Origin of the sequence: Duganella sp. Root336D2 (genome assembly GCF_001425005.1) — a bacterium.
GTDB lineage: Bacteria > Pseudomonadota > Gammaproteobacteria > Burkholderiales > Burkholderiaceae_D > Rugamonas.
Window position 1 is genome coordinate 312912 of the sequence record NZ_LMDB01000033.1, and the last position, 13761, is coordinate 326672.

Consider the following 13761-nt stretch of genomic DNA (forward strand, 5'->3'; position numbering starts at 1 on the left):
CAGTTCAGTCCCTGGCCAGGTAAGCGTGCAAGTCGTGCGCGAAAGCGTCCAGCTCGGACAGCGTGATGCGGTTGATGCGGTTAAAGCCGTTATATGCCAGCACCGCCGGAATCGCCACCGTCAGGCCGACGCCGGTCATGATCAAGGCCTCGCCCACCGGCCCGGCCACTTTGTCGATCTGCACCGTGCCTTGCGCCGACACTGCCGCCAGCGCATGGTAGATGCCCCACACTGTGCCCAGCAGCCCGACAAAGGGCGCCGTGGAAGCGATCGACGCCAGCAGCGTCAAGCCCGATTCCAGCCGCGTGGTCGAGACGTGGATCGCGTCGCGCAGCACGCGCGTCACCTGCTCGGCGCGCCCCATCTCGGCGGCGATGCTGCCATTCCTGGCATGCGCCAGCTGGTGCGCGCCGGCCTGCGCCACGGCCGCGAAAATACCTTCCCGGTCGCGCGCCGCCATCAGCGCCACGCCATCGGCCACCGACGGCGCGTCCCAGAACGCCTGCACCGCCGGCGCCGCGCGCCGCACGCGCCACGCGGCCCAGCCCTTCCACAGGATGAAGAACCAGGACGCCAGCGACATCGCCAGCAGCAGGTAAGCCACGGCGTGGCTGATCGCATCGCCGCGCTGCCAGTAGCTGGCGAAGGTAAAGTGCTCCATCAGCCGTTCAGGCCCAGCACGTCATACATATCGTACAAGCCGGTCTTCTTGTCGGCCAGGAACCGGGCCGCGCGCAGCGAGCCGTTGGCGTAGTGCTGGCGCGAAGAGGACTTGTGGCTGATTTCAATGCGCTCGCCCTCGGTGGCAAACATCACGGTATGGTCGCCGATGATGTCGCCGCCGCGCACGGTGGCAAAGCCGATCGAGGACGGGTCGCGCGGGCCGGTCACGCCTTCGCGCGCGAACACGCCGCACTCCTTCAGGTCGCGCCCCAGCGCGTCGGCAATCACCTCGCCCATTTTCAGCGCGGTGCCGGACGGCGCGTCGACCTTGTGGCGGTGGTGCGCCTCGATGATCTCGATGTCGTAGCCGAGGTCGAACTGCTTGGCCGCAAACTCCAGCAGCTTCAGGGTCACGTTCACGCCCACGCTCATATTCGGTGCGAACACGATGGCGGTTTTTTGCGCCGCGGCCGCGATGGCGGCCTTGCCCGCTTCATCGAAGCCGGTGGTGCCGATCACCATCTTCACGCCGTGCTCGGCGCAGTAAGCCAGGTGGGCCAGGGTGCCTTCCGGGCGGGTGAAGTCGATCAGCACGTCGGCGCCGGCCAGACCGCTCGCCAGCTCGGCAGTGATGGCCACGCCCGCCGGCTGGCCGGTAAAGGCGGCAGCGTCGCTGCCCAGGGCAGGCGCGCCCTCGCGGTCCAGCGCACCTGCCAGGCGGGCGTCGGGCGCTTTCTGCACCGCCTCGATCAACATATGGCCCATGCGGCCGCTGGCGCCGGCGATGGCGATCTTCAGTTGCGTCATCTTGCTGGTTCCTTATTGCTTGGTGCCCGATTCCTGGCCGCCCGGCAGCGGCGCCTTGCCCGGCGCCAGGTTGCCCTTGGCCGCCTCGGCCTTCTTGAAGTCCTTGATCGGGCCGGCGATGCGCGCGATGTATTCCTGTTCGGTCGGCAGGTTGCCGCCCTCGAAGCTGGCCACCTTGTCATCCTTGTCGAACACCACCACCACGGTGCTGGTAGTCAGCTCGCCATTGCCCTTGGCCAGGCGGAACGGGTAATCCCAGCGCTTGCCATGGAAGGCGTCGGCCATCAGCGGCGTGCCGAGCAGGAACTTGACCTGGTCCTTGCTCATGCCTTCCTTGAGCTGGGCCAGCATTTCCCTGGACACGAAATTGCCCTGCTGGATGTCGGGGCGGTAGGGCGAGAAGAACCACAGGAACTTCTGCGTCTTGGTGATCTGGGTGGTCTGGGCCCCCTGCGAGGCTTCCACCGGAGCCACGGTGGCCGGCTTGCTGGCGCAGGCAGCCAACAGGGCGGCGGCCAGCAGCGGAGTGCTACGTTGCAACAAAGACAGCGGGGTCAAACGCATGGTATGCATACCTCAATTCCGTGAGCAGAAGTGCCTAAAACGCTATATCATAAAGCACTTCCCGCAACTGACGTTAGCAAACATGAGTAACAGCCCTACCGACCTGAAGGCGTCCGGCCTGAAGGCTACCCTGCCGCGCCTGAAGATCCTCGATATTTTCCAGAGCAGCCCCGTGCGCCATCTGACGGCGGAAGACGTGTACAAGCTGCTGCTGGCCGAGAACATGGACGTCGGCCTGGCCACCGTGTACCGCGTGCTGACCCAGTTCGAGCAGGCCGGCCTGCTCAACCGCAACCATTTCGAGAGCGGCAAGGCGATTTTCGAGCTCAACGAAGGCTCGCACCACGACCACCTGGTCTGCCTCGATTGCGGCCGGGTGGAAGAATTCGTCGACGAAGAGATTGAAAAGCGCCAGCAAAGCATCGCCGCCGAGCGCGGCTTCAAGATCGCCGAGCATGCGCTGGCCATCTACGGCACCTGCACCAAGGACAAGTGCCCGCACAGGCATTAAGGCCTACTGGTTGCTGAGCGCGTTCGACAGCAGCCGCGACGTGATATCGACAATCGGGATGACCCGCTCGTAGGCCATGCGGGTCGGCCCGATCACCCCCAGCGTCCCCACGATCTTGCCGTTCGCCTCATAGGGCGCGGTCACCACGCTCATCGCATCCATCGGCACCAGCTGCGACTCGCCGCCGATGAAAATCTGCACGCCGGAAGCCTTGGACGAGACGTCCAGCAGCTGCATCAGGCCGGTCTTCTGTTCGAACAGGTCGAACATCGCACGCAGCGAACTCATATTCGAGGACAGCTCGGCCACCGACAGCAAATTGCGCTCGCCGGCGATCACCATGTCGTCGGCCGATTCGGCCATCGCCGCGCTGCCCGCCTCCACTGCGGCCTGCATCAGGCGCCCCATATCGTCGCGCAACTGGCGCAGCTCGTGCTGCAGGCGCCCGCGCACGTCTTCGAACGAGAGCCCGGAATAATGCTGGTTGATGAAATTGGCCGACTGCTGCAACTGCGCCGGCGTGTAGTCGACATCGGTCAGCAGGATGCGGTTTTGCACGTCGCCGCCGGGCAGCACGATCACCAGCAGCACGCGCTTGTCGCCCAGGCGCAGGAACTCGATCTGCTGGAACACCGACTCGTGGCGCGGCGCCACCACCACGCCGGCAAACTGGGTCAGCGAGGACAGCATCTGGGCCGCGTTGGCAATCAGCTTTTGCGGCTGCGGCGAGGTCACCTGCAAGCCGGCCTGCACCGCGCGCTCGTCGATGTGCTGCACCGTCAGCAGGGTGTCGACAAAGATGCGGTAGCCGCGCGGGGTCGGCACCCGTCCCGCCGAAGTATGCGGGCTGGCCACATAGCCCTGCTCTTCCAGGTCGGCCATGATGTTGCGGATGGTGGCCGGCGACAGCTCCAGCCCGGAAATTTTGGACAGCGAACGCGAGCCCACCGGCTGGCCGTCGGCGATGTAGCGCTCGACCAGGGCTTTGAGCAGGGTTTGGGCACGGATATCGAGATGCATAGCGCTATTCTGCCAACTGTTGTTCCAGCCACGCAAGCAATTCATCGAGCGTGGCGCAAATCGCATCGGGCTGCGGCGCGCCAGCGGGCAGGACGGCGCCGCGCCGGTTCATCCACACCGCGCGCAGGCCGGCTGCCTGCGCCCCGGCCACATCCAGCGCCAGGTCGTCGCCCACGTACACCGCATCGTGCGGCGCCACGCCCAGCGCTGCGCAGGCGGCGCGGAAAATGTCCGGCGCCGGCTTGGCCGCGCCGAAATGGGCCGCTGCCAGCGAGACCCCGAAATGGTGGGCCAGGCCGATCACTTCGAGGTCGGCATTGCCGTTGGAAATCGTACCCAGCTGCACGTGCCGGCGCAGCTTGAGCAAGCCCGGCAGCACGTCGTCATACGGCGTCACCGCATTGCGCGCGGCAAAGAAGTGGCGCATGGCGCCATCGACGTGGGCCGCATCCTCGCCGGCGGCGGCAAAGGCGGCCTGCAGGCTGGCGCGGCGCAGCCGGCCCAGGTCGATCAGCAGCTCCGGCCGGGCCGCCGCCAGTTCGGCGCGGTGCGCGCGCAAGGCCTCGATCGACCACTGCGCCGCCACTTTCGGCGCATGGGCCGCCAGCCAGGCGTGCAGCGTGAGTTCCGCCTCGGCAATCACGGGCGCGATCGGCCACAGGGTGTCGTCCAGGTCGAACAGGATGGCTTGGGGCTTCATGGGCGCATTGTACCGCGCCGCGGTTGCAAGCTGTTACAAGGGAAAAGCTGGTCAAATCGGCTAAAGAAGTGGCAAATGCACTAAAATAGGCGCCGATTTGTCCGCGCAATGCGCGCAACCGAATGGAGAACGTGGAATGAAGAGTAAGTATCTGTCTGCCGCCGCCGCGCTGCTGTGCGTCGCCGGACTGGCCGCCTGTGGCGGCAAGGGCAATGGCAGCATCGCCCTGGTAGTCCAGGTCGTCGGCCTGGACCGCGGCGGCCTGGTGCTGCAAAACAATGGCGGCGACGACCTGACCATCAGCGCCGCCGGCAGCGCCAGTTATTCCTTCGCCACCCTGATGGCCCCGGACTCCCAGTTCAACGTCACGCTCAAGACCGTCCCGGCGAATGTGACCTGCAAGCTGGCCAATAACACCGGCAAGATCAATTACTACACCTACAACCAGACCGTCGTGAACTGCGCCGCCGACCCGTACACCCTGGGCGGCACCATCCGCAGCGTGGCCGCAGACGGCACCGGGGCGGAACCGCTGAGCGCCGACGGCCTGGTGCTGGCCAACGGCGCCCAAACCCTGGCCGTGGCCAGGGGCGCCAGCACCTGGCAGTTCGCAACCCCGATTGGCAACCAGAATGTCTACGGCGTGACGGTGCTGACGCAGCCGGCCGGCCAGCAGTGCGAAGTGAGCATGGGCACCGGCACCATGCCAGCGCGGAACGTGGTCGATGTGGCCGTCACCTGCAAGAAACCCCAATAAGGACAACAGATGAAAATACAAGTCATTGGCGCGGCCCTGCTGGCCGCAGCGCTGGCCGCTTGCGGCGGCAAGGCCGACTTCGTGGTCGGCGGCCCGATCACCGGCCTCAGCAACCCGAACCTGGTGCTGGTGAATAACGGCGAAGAACTCAAGGTGGCCAGCGGCGCCACCAGTTTCAGCTTCCCCAACAGCATCAGCTACGGCACCGAATACAACGTCACCATCAAGACCCAGCCGGACCACATGAACTGCGAGGTGGTGGGCGGCAAAGGCTCGGCCGGCCACACCACCACGATTTCCATCGGCATCGCCTGCGCCCTGAAGCAGTACACGGTGGGCGGCAAGGTAGTCAGCATCGCCAAGGACAACACCTCGGGTCCGCTGAGCGCCGACAAGCTGGTCCTGGTCAACGGCAGCTCGAGCGGCCAGATTGCCATCGCCAAGGGCGCCACCAGCTTCGTCATCCCAGGCTTCCTGCCGTACGGCACCGCTTACGGCCTGTCCGTGTTTACCCAGGCCGAAGGCCAGGATTGCAAGATCACCAACGGCAGCGGCGTGGTGGGCGATGCCGACCGCACGGATGTGGTGGTCACCTGCACAGTGTTATAAGCAGGAGGAATGACTGGGATTCCAAAAATAAATTGGAACAATATGCCGCGACGCAGCATAATTACACCTGTCTCCTCCACTTCTTAACAGAAATGGATTCAGCCCGCTCCCTGAGCGGGTTTTTTTTTGCCCCCATGCCGGGCTCGCCGCAAACGCAGCGGTCTTGATGGGTGCGCCGTTTGTAGGCTATAGTCGGCTACTGTTTCAAGAGCCAAGCGGCAGCGCTGGAAAATTTATGACATTAGACGGCGCCCAGGGCCAACCGGTAAAACTGCTGAATGCAACGCAAAAAGCCTACGCGCTAGCGTTTTTCTTCCTCCCCCTTTCCAAGGCACTGCTGTTCATCTCGCTGGCGATCGCCTTCATGCTGTTTGTGGCAGGCGGCGGATTTGCCCGGGCGCTGCGCTCCTGGCGCACACTGCCATGGACAGTGCCGGCGGCGATTCTCGCCATCCTGCCCGGACTATCCCTGCTGATTCACCCAGCCAGCACCAGGCTGATTGTTCATTCCGAGGCCAGCTACTACTGGATCATTGCTGTCATGACCTTCCTGGCAGCGAGCCAGATGCGCATCCTGCCCTGGCTGCGCGCGCTGGTGGGCGGGATCTTCATCGGCTTCCTGTACGCACAATTGCCATACAAAGCTTGGTGGCCGCTCGATCCGCCTTCCCTGATCGCCAATTACATCCTGTACTCGCAATTCCTGGCCATTGGCGTGGTCATGCTCTCGATCCTGTTCAAATATGAAACCAACAAGGGGATCCGGACCGCCTATGCAGCAGCCATGGCCTTGTTCTTCATTGGACTGACGTCCGGCATGGGACGTACCGGGATGTGGGTGGTGCTGGTCTTGCTGCCTTTTATTATTACCAACCTGTTCGCCAAGCAGAACCGGGCCAAGGCCGCCCTGCTCTGCGTGGCAGCCTGCGCAGCGCTGCTGATGGCTCCGACGGTCCAGAAAAGGATCAAGGACGCGGCCAGCGATGTGCAGCTGTTGCAGCAGAACGTCACCCAAACCTCGCTCGGTTACCGCATGGAGATGTGGAAGACAGCCTGGGGCGTGTTCCGTGCGCATCCCATGCTGGGCGGCGGGGCGGCAGGTTTTGAAGACGCCTGGAGCCGCCAGCCGCGCGCCGAAGAAGCCAAGGCCTTCGTCGAGCCGCATAATGCCTTCCTGTTCTACGCCTCGTTTTACGGGATTTTCGGGCTGCTGGCGCTGGTCTGGCTATACGCCGCACTGCTGCTGACGGGTTGGCGGCGGCGCCAGTCGCTCGAGGGCCGCATCGTGCTGGCGTTCGCCCTGGTCCTGGTGCTGTGCAGCTTTACCAATACCGTTTTCATGGGCTCTGTCAGCCGCGCCTGGGTCATGCTGTTCCTCGGCCTGCAGGGCGCCCTGTTGTGCACCTCCGCGCAGCCGGCCACGGCCCGCAATTGAAGGCAGGTACCACGTGAACCAGGAAAAACCACGGCTGCTGTTCATCTGCCCCACCGTTGCCGCGTATATCGGCGGCACGGAAACCGTGGTCAGCCAGTTCAGCGAGCGCCTCAAGGACCAGGTGCAGCTGACGCTGTTAAGCGGCGATCCCGGCAGCGGTCACACGCGCCTGGTCGACATCGCTGGCGTCGAGTTGCTGACCTTGCCATTTATCGCCCGCGATTCGACGCTGAACCATGTGCTGAGCAAGATCCTGATGACCAGCCGCTTCAAGATCGAGAGCTACAGCTTCTTCCGCGCGCTCAAGAAATCCGGCATCGACTTGGCGCGCTACGATTACATCGTGACGTTTTATGAAGCCGACGCCTACCTGCTGTCCCGGCGCTACCCCGCGCTGCGCGGGCGCTTCCGCCACTTTCTGCCGGGGGTCTCGATCAGGGGCTTCTACAAGCATGTGCCGGCGCGCGACGTGTTTTACCTGGGATACCGGGCAGCCGAACGCACCAGGCGCAAATGGGGCCTGGATATCCAGTCGCTGCCGCTGGGCGTCGACGACGGCTTCTTCCCGCCCAGTCCGCCGCCCTACCCGCGCGACAAGCGCCTGCTGTATATCGGCCGCCTCGATGGCAGCAAGAATGTCGACTGGCTGGCTGATTTCTTCATGCAGAGCGACCTGCCGCAAAAAGGCTACCACCTCGACATCGTCGGCGACGGCCCCTTGCTGGACAGCCTGCTGGCCAAATATGGCCAGGCGCCAAGCATGAGCTTCCATGGCCGCAAGCGCCAGGACGAAGTGCTAGGCATCCTGCGCCAGGCCTTCCTGCTGCTGCACCCGACCGACCTCGAGAGTTTTGGCCTGACCATCCTGGAAGGGATGGCGGCCGGGATCCCCGTCCTGACGCACGAACTGGACAGCATCAAGATCTGGGCCAAGGACCACCCGCGCTACCCGGCGCACCTGGACGCCGCCGCCTGGCGCAGCGAGATCCTGAAATTCGAACAAGCCGCCTACTGGAGCGAGGCCAGCGCCGGCAGCCTGGAGCACGCCAAATCCTTCACCTGGGACCGCGTCGCCGGCCAAGTGCTGCAACTGATCACCAACCGCTAAATCATTCAGACAGGCAGGTTGGCCAGCGCGACGTAGGCTTCCACCGGCACGGCTTCCGGCCGGTCTTGCGGGTTGATGCCGGCTGCTACCAGCTGCTCTGCGGTGAACATGCCGGCCACGCAGTTGCGGATTACCTTGCGCCGCTGCGAGAAGGCTTTCTGCACCACCGCTTCCAGGCGCGCCTGGTCGCAGGCCAGCGGCTTTTCGATCGGGATCATGCGCACGATGGCCGAATCGACTTTCGGCGGCGGGTCGAAGGCGTCCGGCGGCACGATGAACAGCATGGCCATGCGGTAGCGCCACTGCAGCATCACCGACAGCCGGCTGTAGGCCTTGGTGCCGGGCTCGGCCACCATGCGCTCCACCACTTCCTTTTGCAGCATGAAATGCTGGTCCTGCACGATGGGCGCGAATTCGGCCAGGTGGAACAGCAGCGGCGAGGAGATGTTGTACGGCAGGTTGCCCACCACGCGCAGCTTTTTCCCTTGCTCTACCGGGATGTAGCTGAAGTCGAACTTCAGCGCATCGCCGGCGTGGATGGTGAGTTTTTCGCGCGGGTAGCGCTGTTCCAGGCGCGCCACCAGGTCGCGGTCCAGTTCCACCACGTGCATATGCGGCAGCGATTTGAGCAGCAGGTCGGTCATGGCGGCCAGGCCGGGGCCGATTTCCACCATGGTGTCGCCGGCGGCCGGCGCGATGGAATCGATGATGTCGCCGAGGACGCGGTCGTCCTGCAGGAAGTTCTGGCCGAAGCGTTTACGGGCAATGTGTTTCATGTTTTTTCTTTCTACTTATTGGCTGGCCGGGTTGGCCCGGACCATTTGCAGCGCCGCTTCCAGTGCGGTCTGCATGCTGGAGCAGTCGGCGCGGCCCAGGCCTTGCGCCGCCAGGTCGAGCGCGGTGCCGTGGTCGACCGAGGTGCGGATCAGCGGCAGGCCGAGCGTGATGTTGACGCCGTGGCCGAAGGTGGCGTATTTCAGCACCGGCAAGCCCTGGTCGTGGTACATGGCCAGCACGCAGTCCGCCTCCATCAGGTATTTCGGCTGGAACAGGGTGTCGGCCGGGTACGGGCCGCGCGCATCGATGCCGCGCGCGCGCGCCGCTTGCAGCGCCGGGCTAATGGTGTCGATTTCCTCGCGCCCCAGGTAGCCGTTTTCGCCGGCGTGGGGATTGAGGCCCGCCACCAGGATGCGCGGGGCGGCGATGCCGAATTTGCCGCGCAGGTCAGCCTGGATGATGTCCAGCGTTTGCGCCAGGCTCTCCTGCGTGAGCGCGCCACTGACGTCTTTCAGCGGCAGGTGGGTGGTCGCCAGCGCCACGCGCAAGGGCGTGCCGCTGGCATCGCCCGCCAGCATCATCACCACGCGCGCGGTGCCGGTCTGCTCGGCAAAATATTCGGTGTGGCCGGAGAACGGCACGCCGGCATCGTTGATGGTGGATTTCTGCACCGGCGCCGTGGCCACCGCTTCGAACCAGCCGGCGCGCACGCCTTCGATGGCGGCGTCCAGCGTGGCCAGCACGTAGCGCCCGTTTTCCTTGTCCAGCAGGCCCGGCTGCACGTGGGCGCCGAGCGGGATATCCAGCGCGCACAGGCGGTCGGCGCCGAAGTGCGGCAGGCCGGCATTGCGCGCCGCCATGGTGGTGACTGCGCTGATGCGGATCCCCGGATCGATGGCCGATGCGGTCATGGCCAGGAAGGCGGCATCGCCCACCAGCACCGCATTGACCTGGTGCCGCATGGCCCATGCCGCGCGGATGGCGATTTCCGGCCCGATGCCGGCCGGCTCGCCGGTGGTGATGGCAACGACGGGGCGCACACCCGGGCGCCTTGCTTGCAGGTTGGCGCTCATGGTGTCCCCCGCCTGCTTATTTCAGCGATTCGTCGCGGAATTCGACGTAGGCGCGGTCGCGCACCTGGCGCTGCCAGTCTTCCACCGCTTCTACCAGCTTGCGCTCGCGCAGGGCGTTGCGGGCGGCGGCGCGCTGCTTCTCTTTCGAGACGTCGTCGGATTTACGTTCCAGCACTTCGATCAGGTGGAAGCCGAAGGACGATGCCACCGGCTCGGACACCTGGCCCACTTTCAGCGCGTTCATGGCTTCTTCAAATTCCGGCACGGTGTCGCCCGGGTACAGCCAGCCCATGTCGCCGCCCTTGCTGGCCGAGCTGTCGTTGGAGAACAGGCGCGCCAGCTCCTCGAACTTGGCGGCCTTGTTATCCAGGCGTTCCTTCAGCTCCTGCAGCTTGCGCTTGGCGTCGGCCGCGCTCATGGTCGGCGTGACTTTCAGCAGGATGTGGCGGGCGTGGGTCTGCTGCACGGTTTCCTGCGCGGCCGCATCGGCCATGCTGCGCTTGTCGACCAGCTTCAGGATGTGGAAGCCGGCCGCGCTCTTGATGATCTGGGTGTTCTGGCCCGGTTTCAGCTTGTTCAGCGCTTCGGCGAAGATCGGCGGCAGCGCGCTGCCCGGGCGCCAGCCCACGGCGCCGCCTTGCAGCGCGTCGGACGCGTCGGAATAGGTCGCTGCCATCTTGGCGAAGTCGGCGCCGGTGCGCAGCTGGCGCAGCACTTCCTCGGCGCGCTTCTGGCGCTGGCCGATCACTTCCGGCGAAGCGTTTTCCGGGATGCGCACCATGATCTGCGAGATGTTCAGCTCGGACTGCTCGGACGCCGCCGCTTTCTCGGTGGCGATGAAGCTGTCCACTTCCGCTTCGGCGATATTGATCTTGTTGTCGACCTCATACTCGCGCAGGCGCTGCATGACGATCTCTTCGCGGATCTCCTCGCGGAAGGAGGCGAAGGTGGTGCCTTCCTTCTCCATCTGGTTGCGCAGCTGCTGCACCGTCATCTTCTGCTGCTCGGCGATGCGGGCAATGGCGCGGTCCAGCATATTGTCGTCGACCCGCACGCCCATCTCCTTGGCCAGCTGCAGCTGCGCGCGTTCCACGATCATGCGCTCGAGCACCTGCTTGCGCAGTTCGGCGCTGTCGGGCAGCGCCAGTTTCTGCTGCTGCATGCGGGCCACGATGGTGGCCACGCGTTCATTCAGTTCGCGCTGGGTGATCACTTCATCGTTGACGATGACGGCGATGGCGTCGATCGGCGCATTGGCCGACTGGCCAGGCGGCGTGAAGCCCTTCGATGGCGCCGCCTTGGCAGCGGCGGCCGGGACTGCCGGCTTGGCAGTCTTGGCGTCCTGCGCCAGGGCCGGGACGGCAAGGGAAGCACACAGCAGGGCAACAGCTAGTTTGATCGGGTGCATATCTGAAACGCTCATGTATCAGTGTTGAGGAAATCGAAAGCTTAACGCACGCCTTCGTTGACGCGGCGGTAGCCGGGGATGCTGTTTTTCAGCACCTCCAGCGGGTTGCCGAAACCAAGCTTGGACAGGCCGTTCAGCTCCAGCTGGAAGAAGAACTGGGTCGAGTTTTTCTTGGCGGTGGTGACGAAACGCTGCGCGCCCATGCGGAACACCCAGCAATCGCAGTTGTATTCCAGCCCCACCACGCTTTCCAGCATCTTGTGCTCGCGCAGCGAGTACGAGACGCGGCTCACGCCGAACCACCTGTCGGAGATCGGCCACTGGGCCGACAGGTCGGCATTCTTGAAATTGTCGCGCACATAGCGGTAGCCGGCGTTGATCACCTTGTAGGTGCCCGGCGTGTACTGCAGCGACATATTCGAGGTGGTGACCTTGCTGGTGCTCGGGTTGTACTGCACCAGGCTGTCGATGCCCCAGGAATTGGAAATGCGGCCGGTGGCTGCCAGCAGCATGTCGGAACGGGTGGTGTTGACCGGCGTCGTATTGTCGATCTGCACGCGCTGGTCGGCAAAGTAGAAGCGCTGGCCGAACGCCAGGCGCAGCCGCTCGGCGCCGGAAGATTCCAGGAAGCGCGACACCACGGCCGCCGTTACCTGGTTGGCGTCGCCGATGCGGTCGGAGCCGACGAAGCGGTTCTCGCTGAAAATCTGCGAGAAGCTGAAGTCGGCGCGCGCCGTGTCGAAGTTCGGGAACTGGTCCTGCTTGCGGTACGGCGTGTAGACGTAGAACAGGCGCGGCTCCAGGGTCTGGGTCAGCTTCTTGCCGCCAAGCTTGGTGTCGCGCTCGAACACCAGGCCCGAGTCGAGCGAGAAGGTCGGCACGGCGCGCTGCAGCGAGCGCGATGGATCCGTGCCAAATTCGTCAAGCTGGTAGGCGCTGGCGTTCAGCATCACTTTCGGCGTCACGAAGTAGGCGGGGCCGATGATCGGGTAGCTGACCTGCGGCACCACCACCATGCGGTTGCCCTTGATCAGGTCCGGGTGCCAGAAGCGGGTCAGCTCCGAATCGAGCTGCCAGTCGAAACCGCCGACGTCATAGCGCGCTGCGTGCAGGTTGATGGCCGGCAGGCGGTCGTATGGGCGCGACACGAACAGCGACGGGTCGGCCGGCCAGCCCGGGTCCTGCAGCACATGGTATTTCTGGGCACGCGCGGTCAGGCTCCAGAATTCGCCGCCGTAATCGGTGCGCAGCTCCTTGAGCAGCTGGCGCTCGGCCGACGAGGACACGGTCTTGGAGAAGTCGCTCGGGTAGTTGTTGTCCGAGGCGGCGCGCAGGTTCCAGCCGTAGGTCCAGTCCTTGGCCAGGTGCTGGGTATGCACGGTATGCAGCTGCCAGCGGTCGCGGTCGGCTTCCTTGTCGTTCGGCAAGTACTCGACGAGCGTCCTGCCCTCGTAGTCGTTGCCGGCGTCGGTCTCGCCGATATAGCGCGCCACCGCGCCCAGTTGCAGGCCGCGGCGCGAGATATAGCGCGGGTACAGCGTCAGGTCGCGGTTGGGCGCGATATTGAAGTAATACGGCACCAGCAGTTCGGCCCCGCCGCGCGAAGAATAGGACGGGGTCGGCGGCAGCCAGCCGGAACGGCGCGCGCCCGACAGCGAGAACGACATGGCCGGCGTGCCCAGGATCGGCACGTCCTTGAAGTAGACCAGTGTCGCGCCGGCGGTGCCGACGTCGCGCCCCTGGTCCAGGTTCAGCGAGCGCGCCTTCACGTACCAGTCCGGGTTCGGGCCCTGGCAGGTGCTGTAGGTGCCGTCCACCACCTGGGCTTCATCCTCGTTCAGGAAATTGATGCGCTGCGCCTTGCCCTGGGCATTATTGGTTTCCAGCTGATAGGTCGGCTGCAGCGCATAGCCGCGCGCCGTTTCCATGTTCAGCTTCAGTTCATCGGCGGTGTAATAGTCGCCGAAACGCCAGAGACGCACATTGCCCTTGGCCTCAAGTTCCTGTTCCACCTGCTGGAAGCTGGCCGCATCGGCGGTCACGCGCGTCTTGTCGTGCACCACTTCCACGTCGCGCAGCAGGCGCAGGTCGCGCTCCGGGCGGCCGGTCATGTCTTCCGCGCGCACGGTGGTCGGTGCATTCTTGTCTTCCACGTGCGGCGGGCGTTTGGCGGCAGGATGCGACTGCGCATGGGCAGACATCGCCGTGGTGGCGGCGGCAATGGCGGTCAAGGCGAACGCCCAGCGCTTGGAGTTGGGGAGTGCCAGGAACCGGGTCATGGGTGGGGCGCGTGAAACACCATAAAGGCGATTTTTTAATGTGAATCCCT

At 64.7% G+C, this 13761-nt stretch carries 14 protein-coding genes; 5 read left to right on the forward strand and 9 right to left on the reverse strand.

Annotated features, from left to right (window positions below):
* Positions 1–4: 4 nt before the first annotated feature.
* Genes ASD07_RS19740 through ASD07_RS19750 form a run of 3 tightly spaced genes read right to left on the reverse strand, consistent with a single transcriptional unit; the run spans position 5 to position 2034 of the window.
* Positions 5–661, reverse strand: coding sequence for a MotA/TolQ/ExbB proton channel family protein (locus ASD07_RS19740; protein WP_055934186.1), 657 nt, complete (start codon positions 659–661; stop codon positions 5–7).
* Positions 661–1470, reverse strand: a complete 810-nt coding sequence (dapB, locus tag ASD07_RS19745) for a 4-hydroxy-tetrahydrodipicolinate reductase (protein ID WP_055934188.1) — start codon at positions 1468–1470, stop codon at positions 661–663. Before dapB ends, ASD07_RS19740 begins: the two co-directional genes overlap by 1 nt.
* Before the next feature lie 12 nt (positions 1471–1482).
* Positions 1483–2034: an outer membrane protein assembly factor BamE gene (locus ASD07_RS19750; protein WP_082507463.1), complete on the reverse strand. Its 552-nt coding sequence runs from the start codon at positions 2032–2034 to the stop codon at positions 1483–1485.
* Between the two features lie 82 nt (positions 2035–2116).
* Between ASD07_RS19750 and fur the strand changes: the two genes are divergently transcribed.
* Positions 2117–2545, forward strand: a complete 429-nt coding sequence (fur, locus tag ASD07_RS19755; RefSeq protein WP_055934190.1) for a ferric iron uptake transcriptional regulator — start codon at positions 2117–2119, stop codon at positions 2543–2545.
* A gap of 3 nt (positions 2546–2548) precedes the next feature.
* Here fur and hrcA read toward each other — a convergent pair whose 3' ends face one another.
* Positions 2549–3565, reverse strand: coding sequence for a heat-inducible transcriptional repressor HrcA (hrcA, locus tag ASD07_RS19760; protein WP_055934191.1), 1017 nt, complete (start codon positions 3563–3565; stop codon positions 2549–2551).
* Positions 3566–3569: 4 nt separating this feature from the next.
* Entirely contained in the window at positions 3570–4265 is a 696-nt protein-coding gene (locus ASD07_RS19765; protein WP_055934193.1) for an HAD family hydrolase, read from the reverse strand.
* 136 nt (positions 4266–4401) lie between these two features.
* Here ASD07_RS19765 and ASD07_RS19770 point away from each other — a divergent pair, with 136 nt between their 5' ends.
* The 4 genes from ASD07_RS19770 (at position 4402) to ASD07_RS19785 (ending at position 8174) form a co-directional block, all read left to right on the forward strand.
* Positions 4402–5022: a hypothetical protein gene (locus tag ASD07_RS19770; RefSeq protein ID WP_055934195.1), complete on the forward strand. Its 621-nt coding sequence runs from the start codon at positions 4402–4404 to the stop codon at positions 5020–5022.
* Between the two features lie 9 nt (positions 5023–5031).
* Positions 5032–5631: a hypothetical protein gene (locus ASD07_RS19775; RefSeq protein WP_055934197.1), complete on the forward strand. Its 600-nt coding sequence runs from the start codon at positions 5032–5034 to the stop codon at positions 5629–5631.
* A 235-nt stretch (positions 5632–5866) separates the two neighbouring features.
* Complete coding sequence (locus tag ASD07_RS19780; RefSeq protein WP_055934199.1) at positions 5867–7066, forward strand: O-antigen ligase; 1200 nt, start codon at positions 5867–5869, stop codon at positions 7064–7066.
* 13 nt (positions 7067–7079) lie between these two features.
* Positions 7080–8174 (forward strand): glycosyltransferase family 4 protein, encoded by a 1095-nt coding sequence (locus ASD07_RS19785; RefSeq protein WP_055934201.1) that lies wholly within the window; start codon positions 7080–7082, stop codon positions 8172–8174.
* Between the two features lie 5 nt (positions 8175–8179).
* On the opposite strand, the gene rsmA is transcribed toward ASD07_RS19785, so the two are convergent.
* Genes rsmA through ASD07_RS19805 form a run of 4 tightly spaced genes read right to left on the reverse strand, consistent with a single transcriptional unit; the run spans position 8180 to position 13711 of the window.
* Positions 8180–8950, reverse strand: a complete 771-nt coding sequence (gene rsmA / locus ASD07_RS19790; protein WP_055934203.1) for a 16S rRNA (adenine(1518)-N(6)/adenine(1519)-N(6))-dimethyltransferase RsmA — start codon at positions 8948–8950, stop codon at positions 8180–8182.
* Positions 8951–8965: 15 nt separating this feature from the next.
* Positions 8966–10024: a 4-hydroxythreonine-4-phosphate dehydrogenase PdxA gene (gene pdxA / locus ASD07_RS19795; RefSeq protein WP_055934205.1), complete on the reverse strand. Its 1059-nt coding sequence runs from the start codon at positions 10022–10024 to the stop codon at positions 8966–8968.
* A gap of 16 nt (positions 10025–10040) precedes the next feature.
* Positions 10041–11447 carry a peptidylprolyl isomerase gene (locus ASD07_RS19800; protein WP_055934207.1) on the reverse strand — a complete coding sequence of 469 codons (1407 nt, stop codon included), beginning with the start codon at positions 11445–11447 and terminating at the stop codon, positions 10041–10043.
* Between the two features lie 26 nt (positions 11448–11473).
* On the reverse strand, positions 11474–13711 hold the full coding sequence (locus ASD07_RS19805) for an LPS-assembly protein LptD (protein WP_055934209.1): 2238 nt from the start codon (positions 13709–13711) through the stop codon (positions 11474–11476).
* Positions 13712–13761 lie beyond the last annotated feature (50 nt).

Coding starts and splice junctions, on each gene's coding strand:
- ASD07_RS19740 (WP_055934186.1), bottom strand. CDS start 661: ATGGAGCACTTTACCTTCGCCAGCTACTGGCAGCGCGGCGATGCGATC.
- dapB (WP_055934188.1), bottom strand. CDS start 1,470: ATGACGCAACTGAAGATCGCCATCGCCGGCGCCAGCGGCCGCATGGGC.
- ASD07_RS19750 (WP_082507463.1), bottom strand. CDS start 2,034: ATGCGTTTGACCCCGCTGTCTTTGTTGCAACGTAGCACTCCGCTGCTG.
- fur (WP_055934190.1), top strand. CDS start 2,117: ATGAGTAACAGCCCTACCGACCTGAAGGCGTCCGGCCTGAAGGCTACC.
- hrcA (WP_055934191.1), bottom strand. CDS start 3,565: ATGCATCTCGATATCCGTGCCCAAACCCTGCTCAAAGCCCTGGTCGAG.
- ASD07_RS19765 (WP_055934193.1), bottom strand. CDS start 4,265: ATGAAGCCCCAAGCCATCCTGTTCGACCTGGACGACACCCTGTGGCCG.
- ASD07_RS19770 (WP_055934195.1), top strand. CDS start 4,402: ATGAAGAGTAAGTATCTGTCTGCCGCCGCCGCGCTGCTGTGCGTCGCC.
- ASD07_RS19775 (WP_055934197.1), top strand. CDS start 5,032: ATGAAAATACAAGTCATTGGCGCGGCCCTGCTGGCCGCAGCGCTGGCC.
- ASD07_RS19780 (WP_055934199.1), top strand. CDS start 5,867: ATGACATTAGACGGCGCCCAGGGCCAACCGGTAAAACTGCTGAATGCA.
- rsmA (WP_055934203.1), bottom strand. CDS start 8,950: ATGAAACACATTGCCCGTAAACGCTTCGGCCAGAACTTCCTGCAGGAC.
- pdxA (WP_055934205.1), bottom strand. CDS start 10,024: ATGAGCGCCAACCTGCAAGCAAGGCGCCCGGGTGTGCGCCCCGTCGTT.
- ASD07_RS19800 (WP_055934207.1), bottom strand. CDS start 11,447: ATGAGCGTTTCAGATATGCACCCGATCAAACTAGCTGTTGCCCTGCTG.
- ASD07_RS19805 (WP_055934209.1), bottom strand. CDS start 13,711: ATGACCCGGTTCCTGGCACTCCCCAACTCCAAGCGCTGGGCGTTCGCC.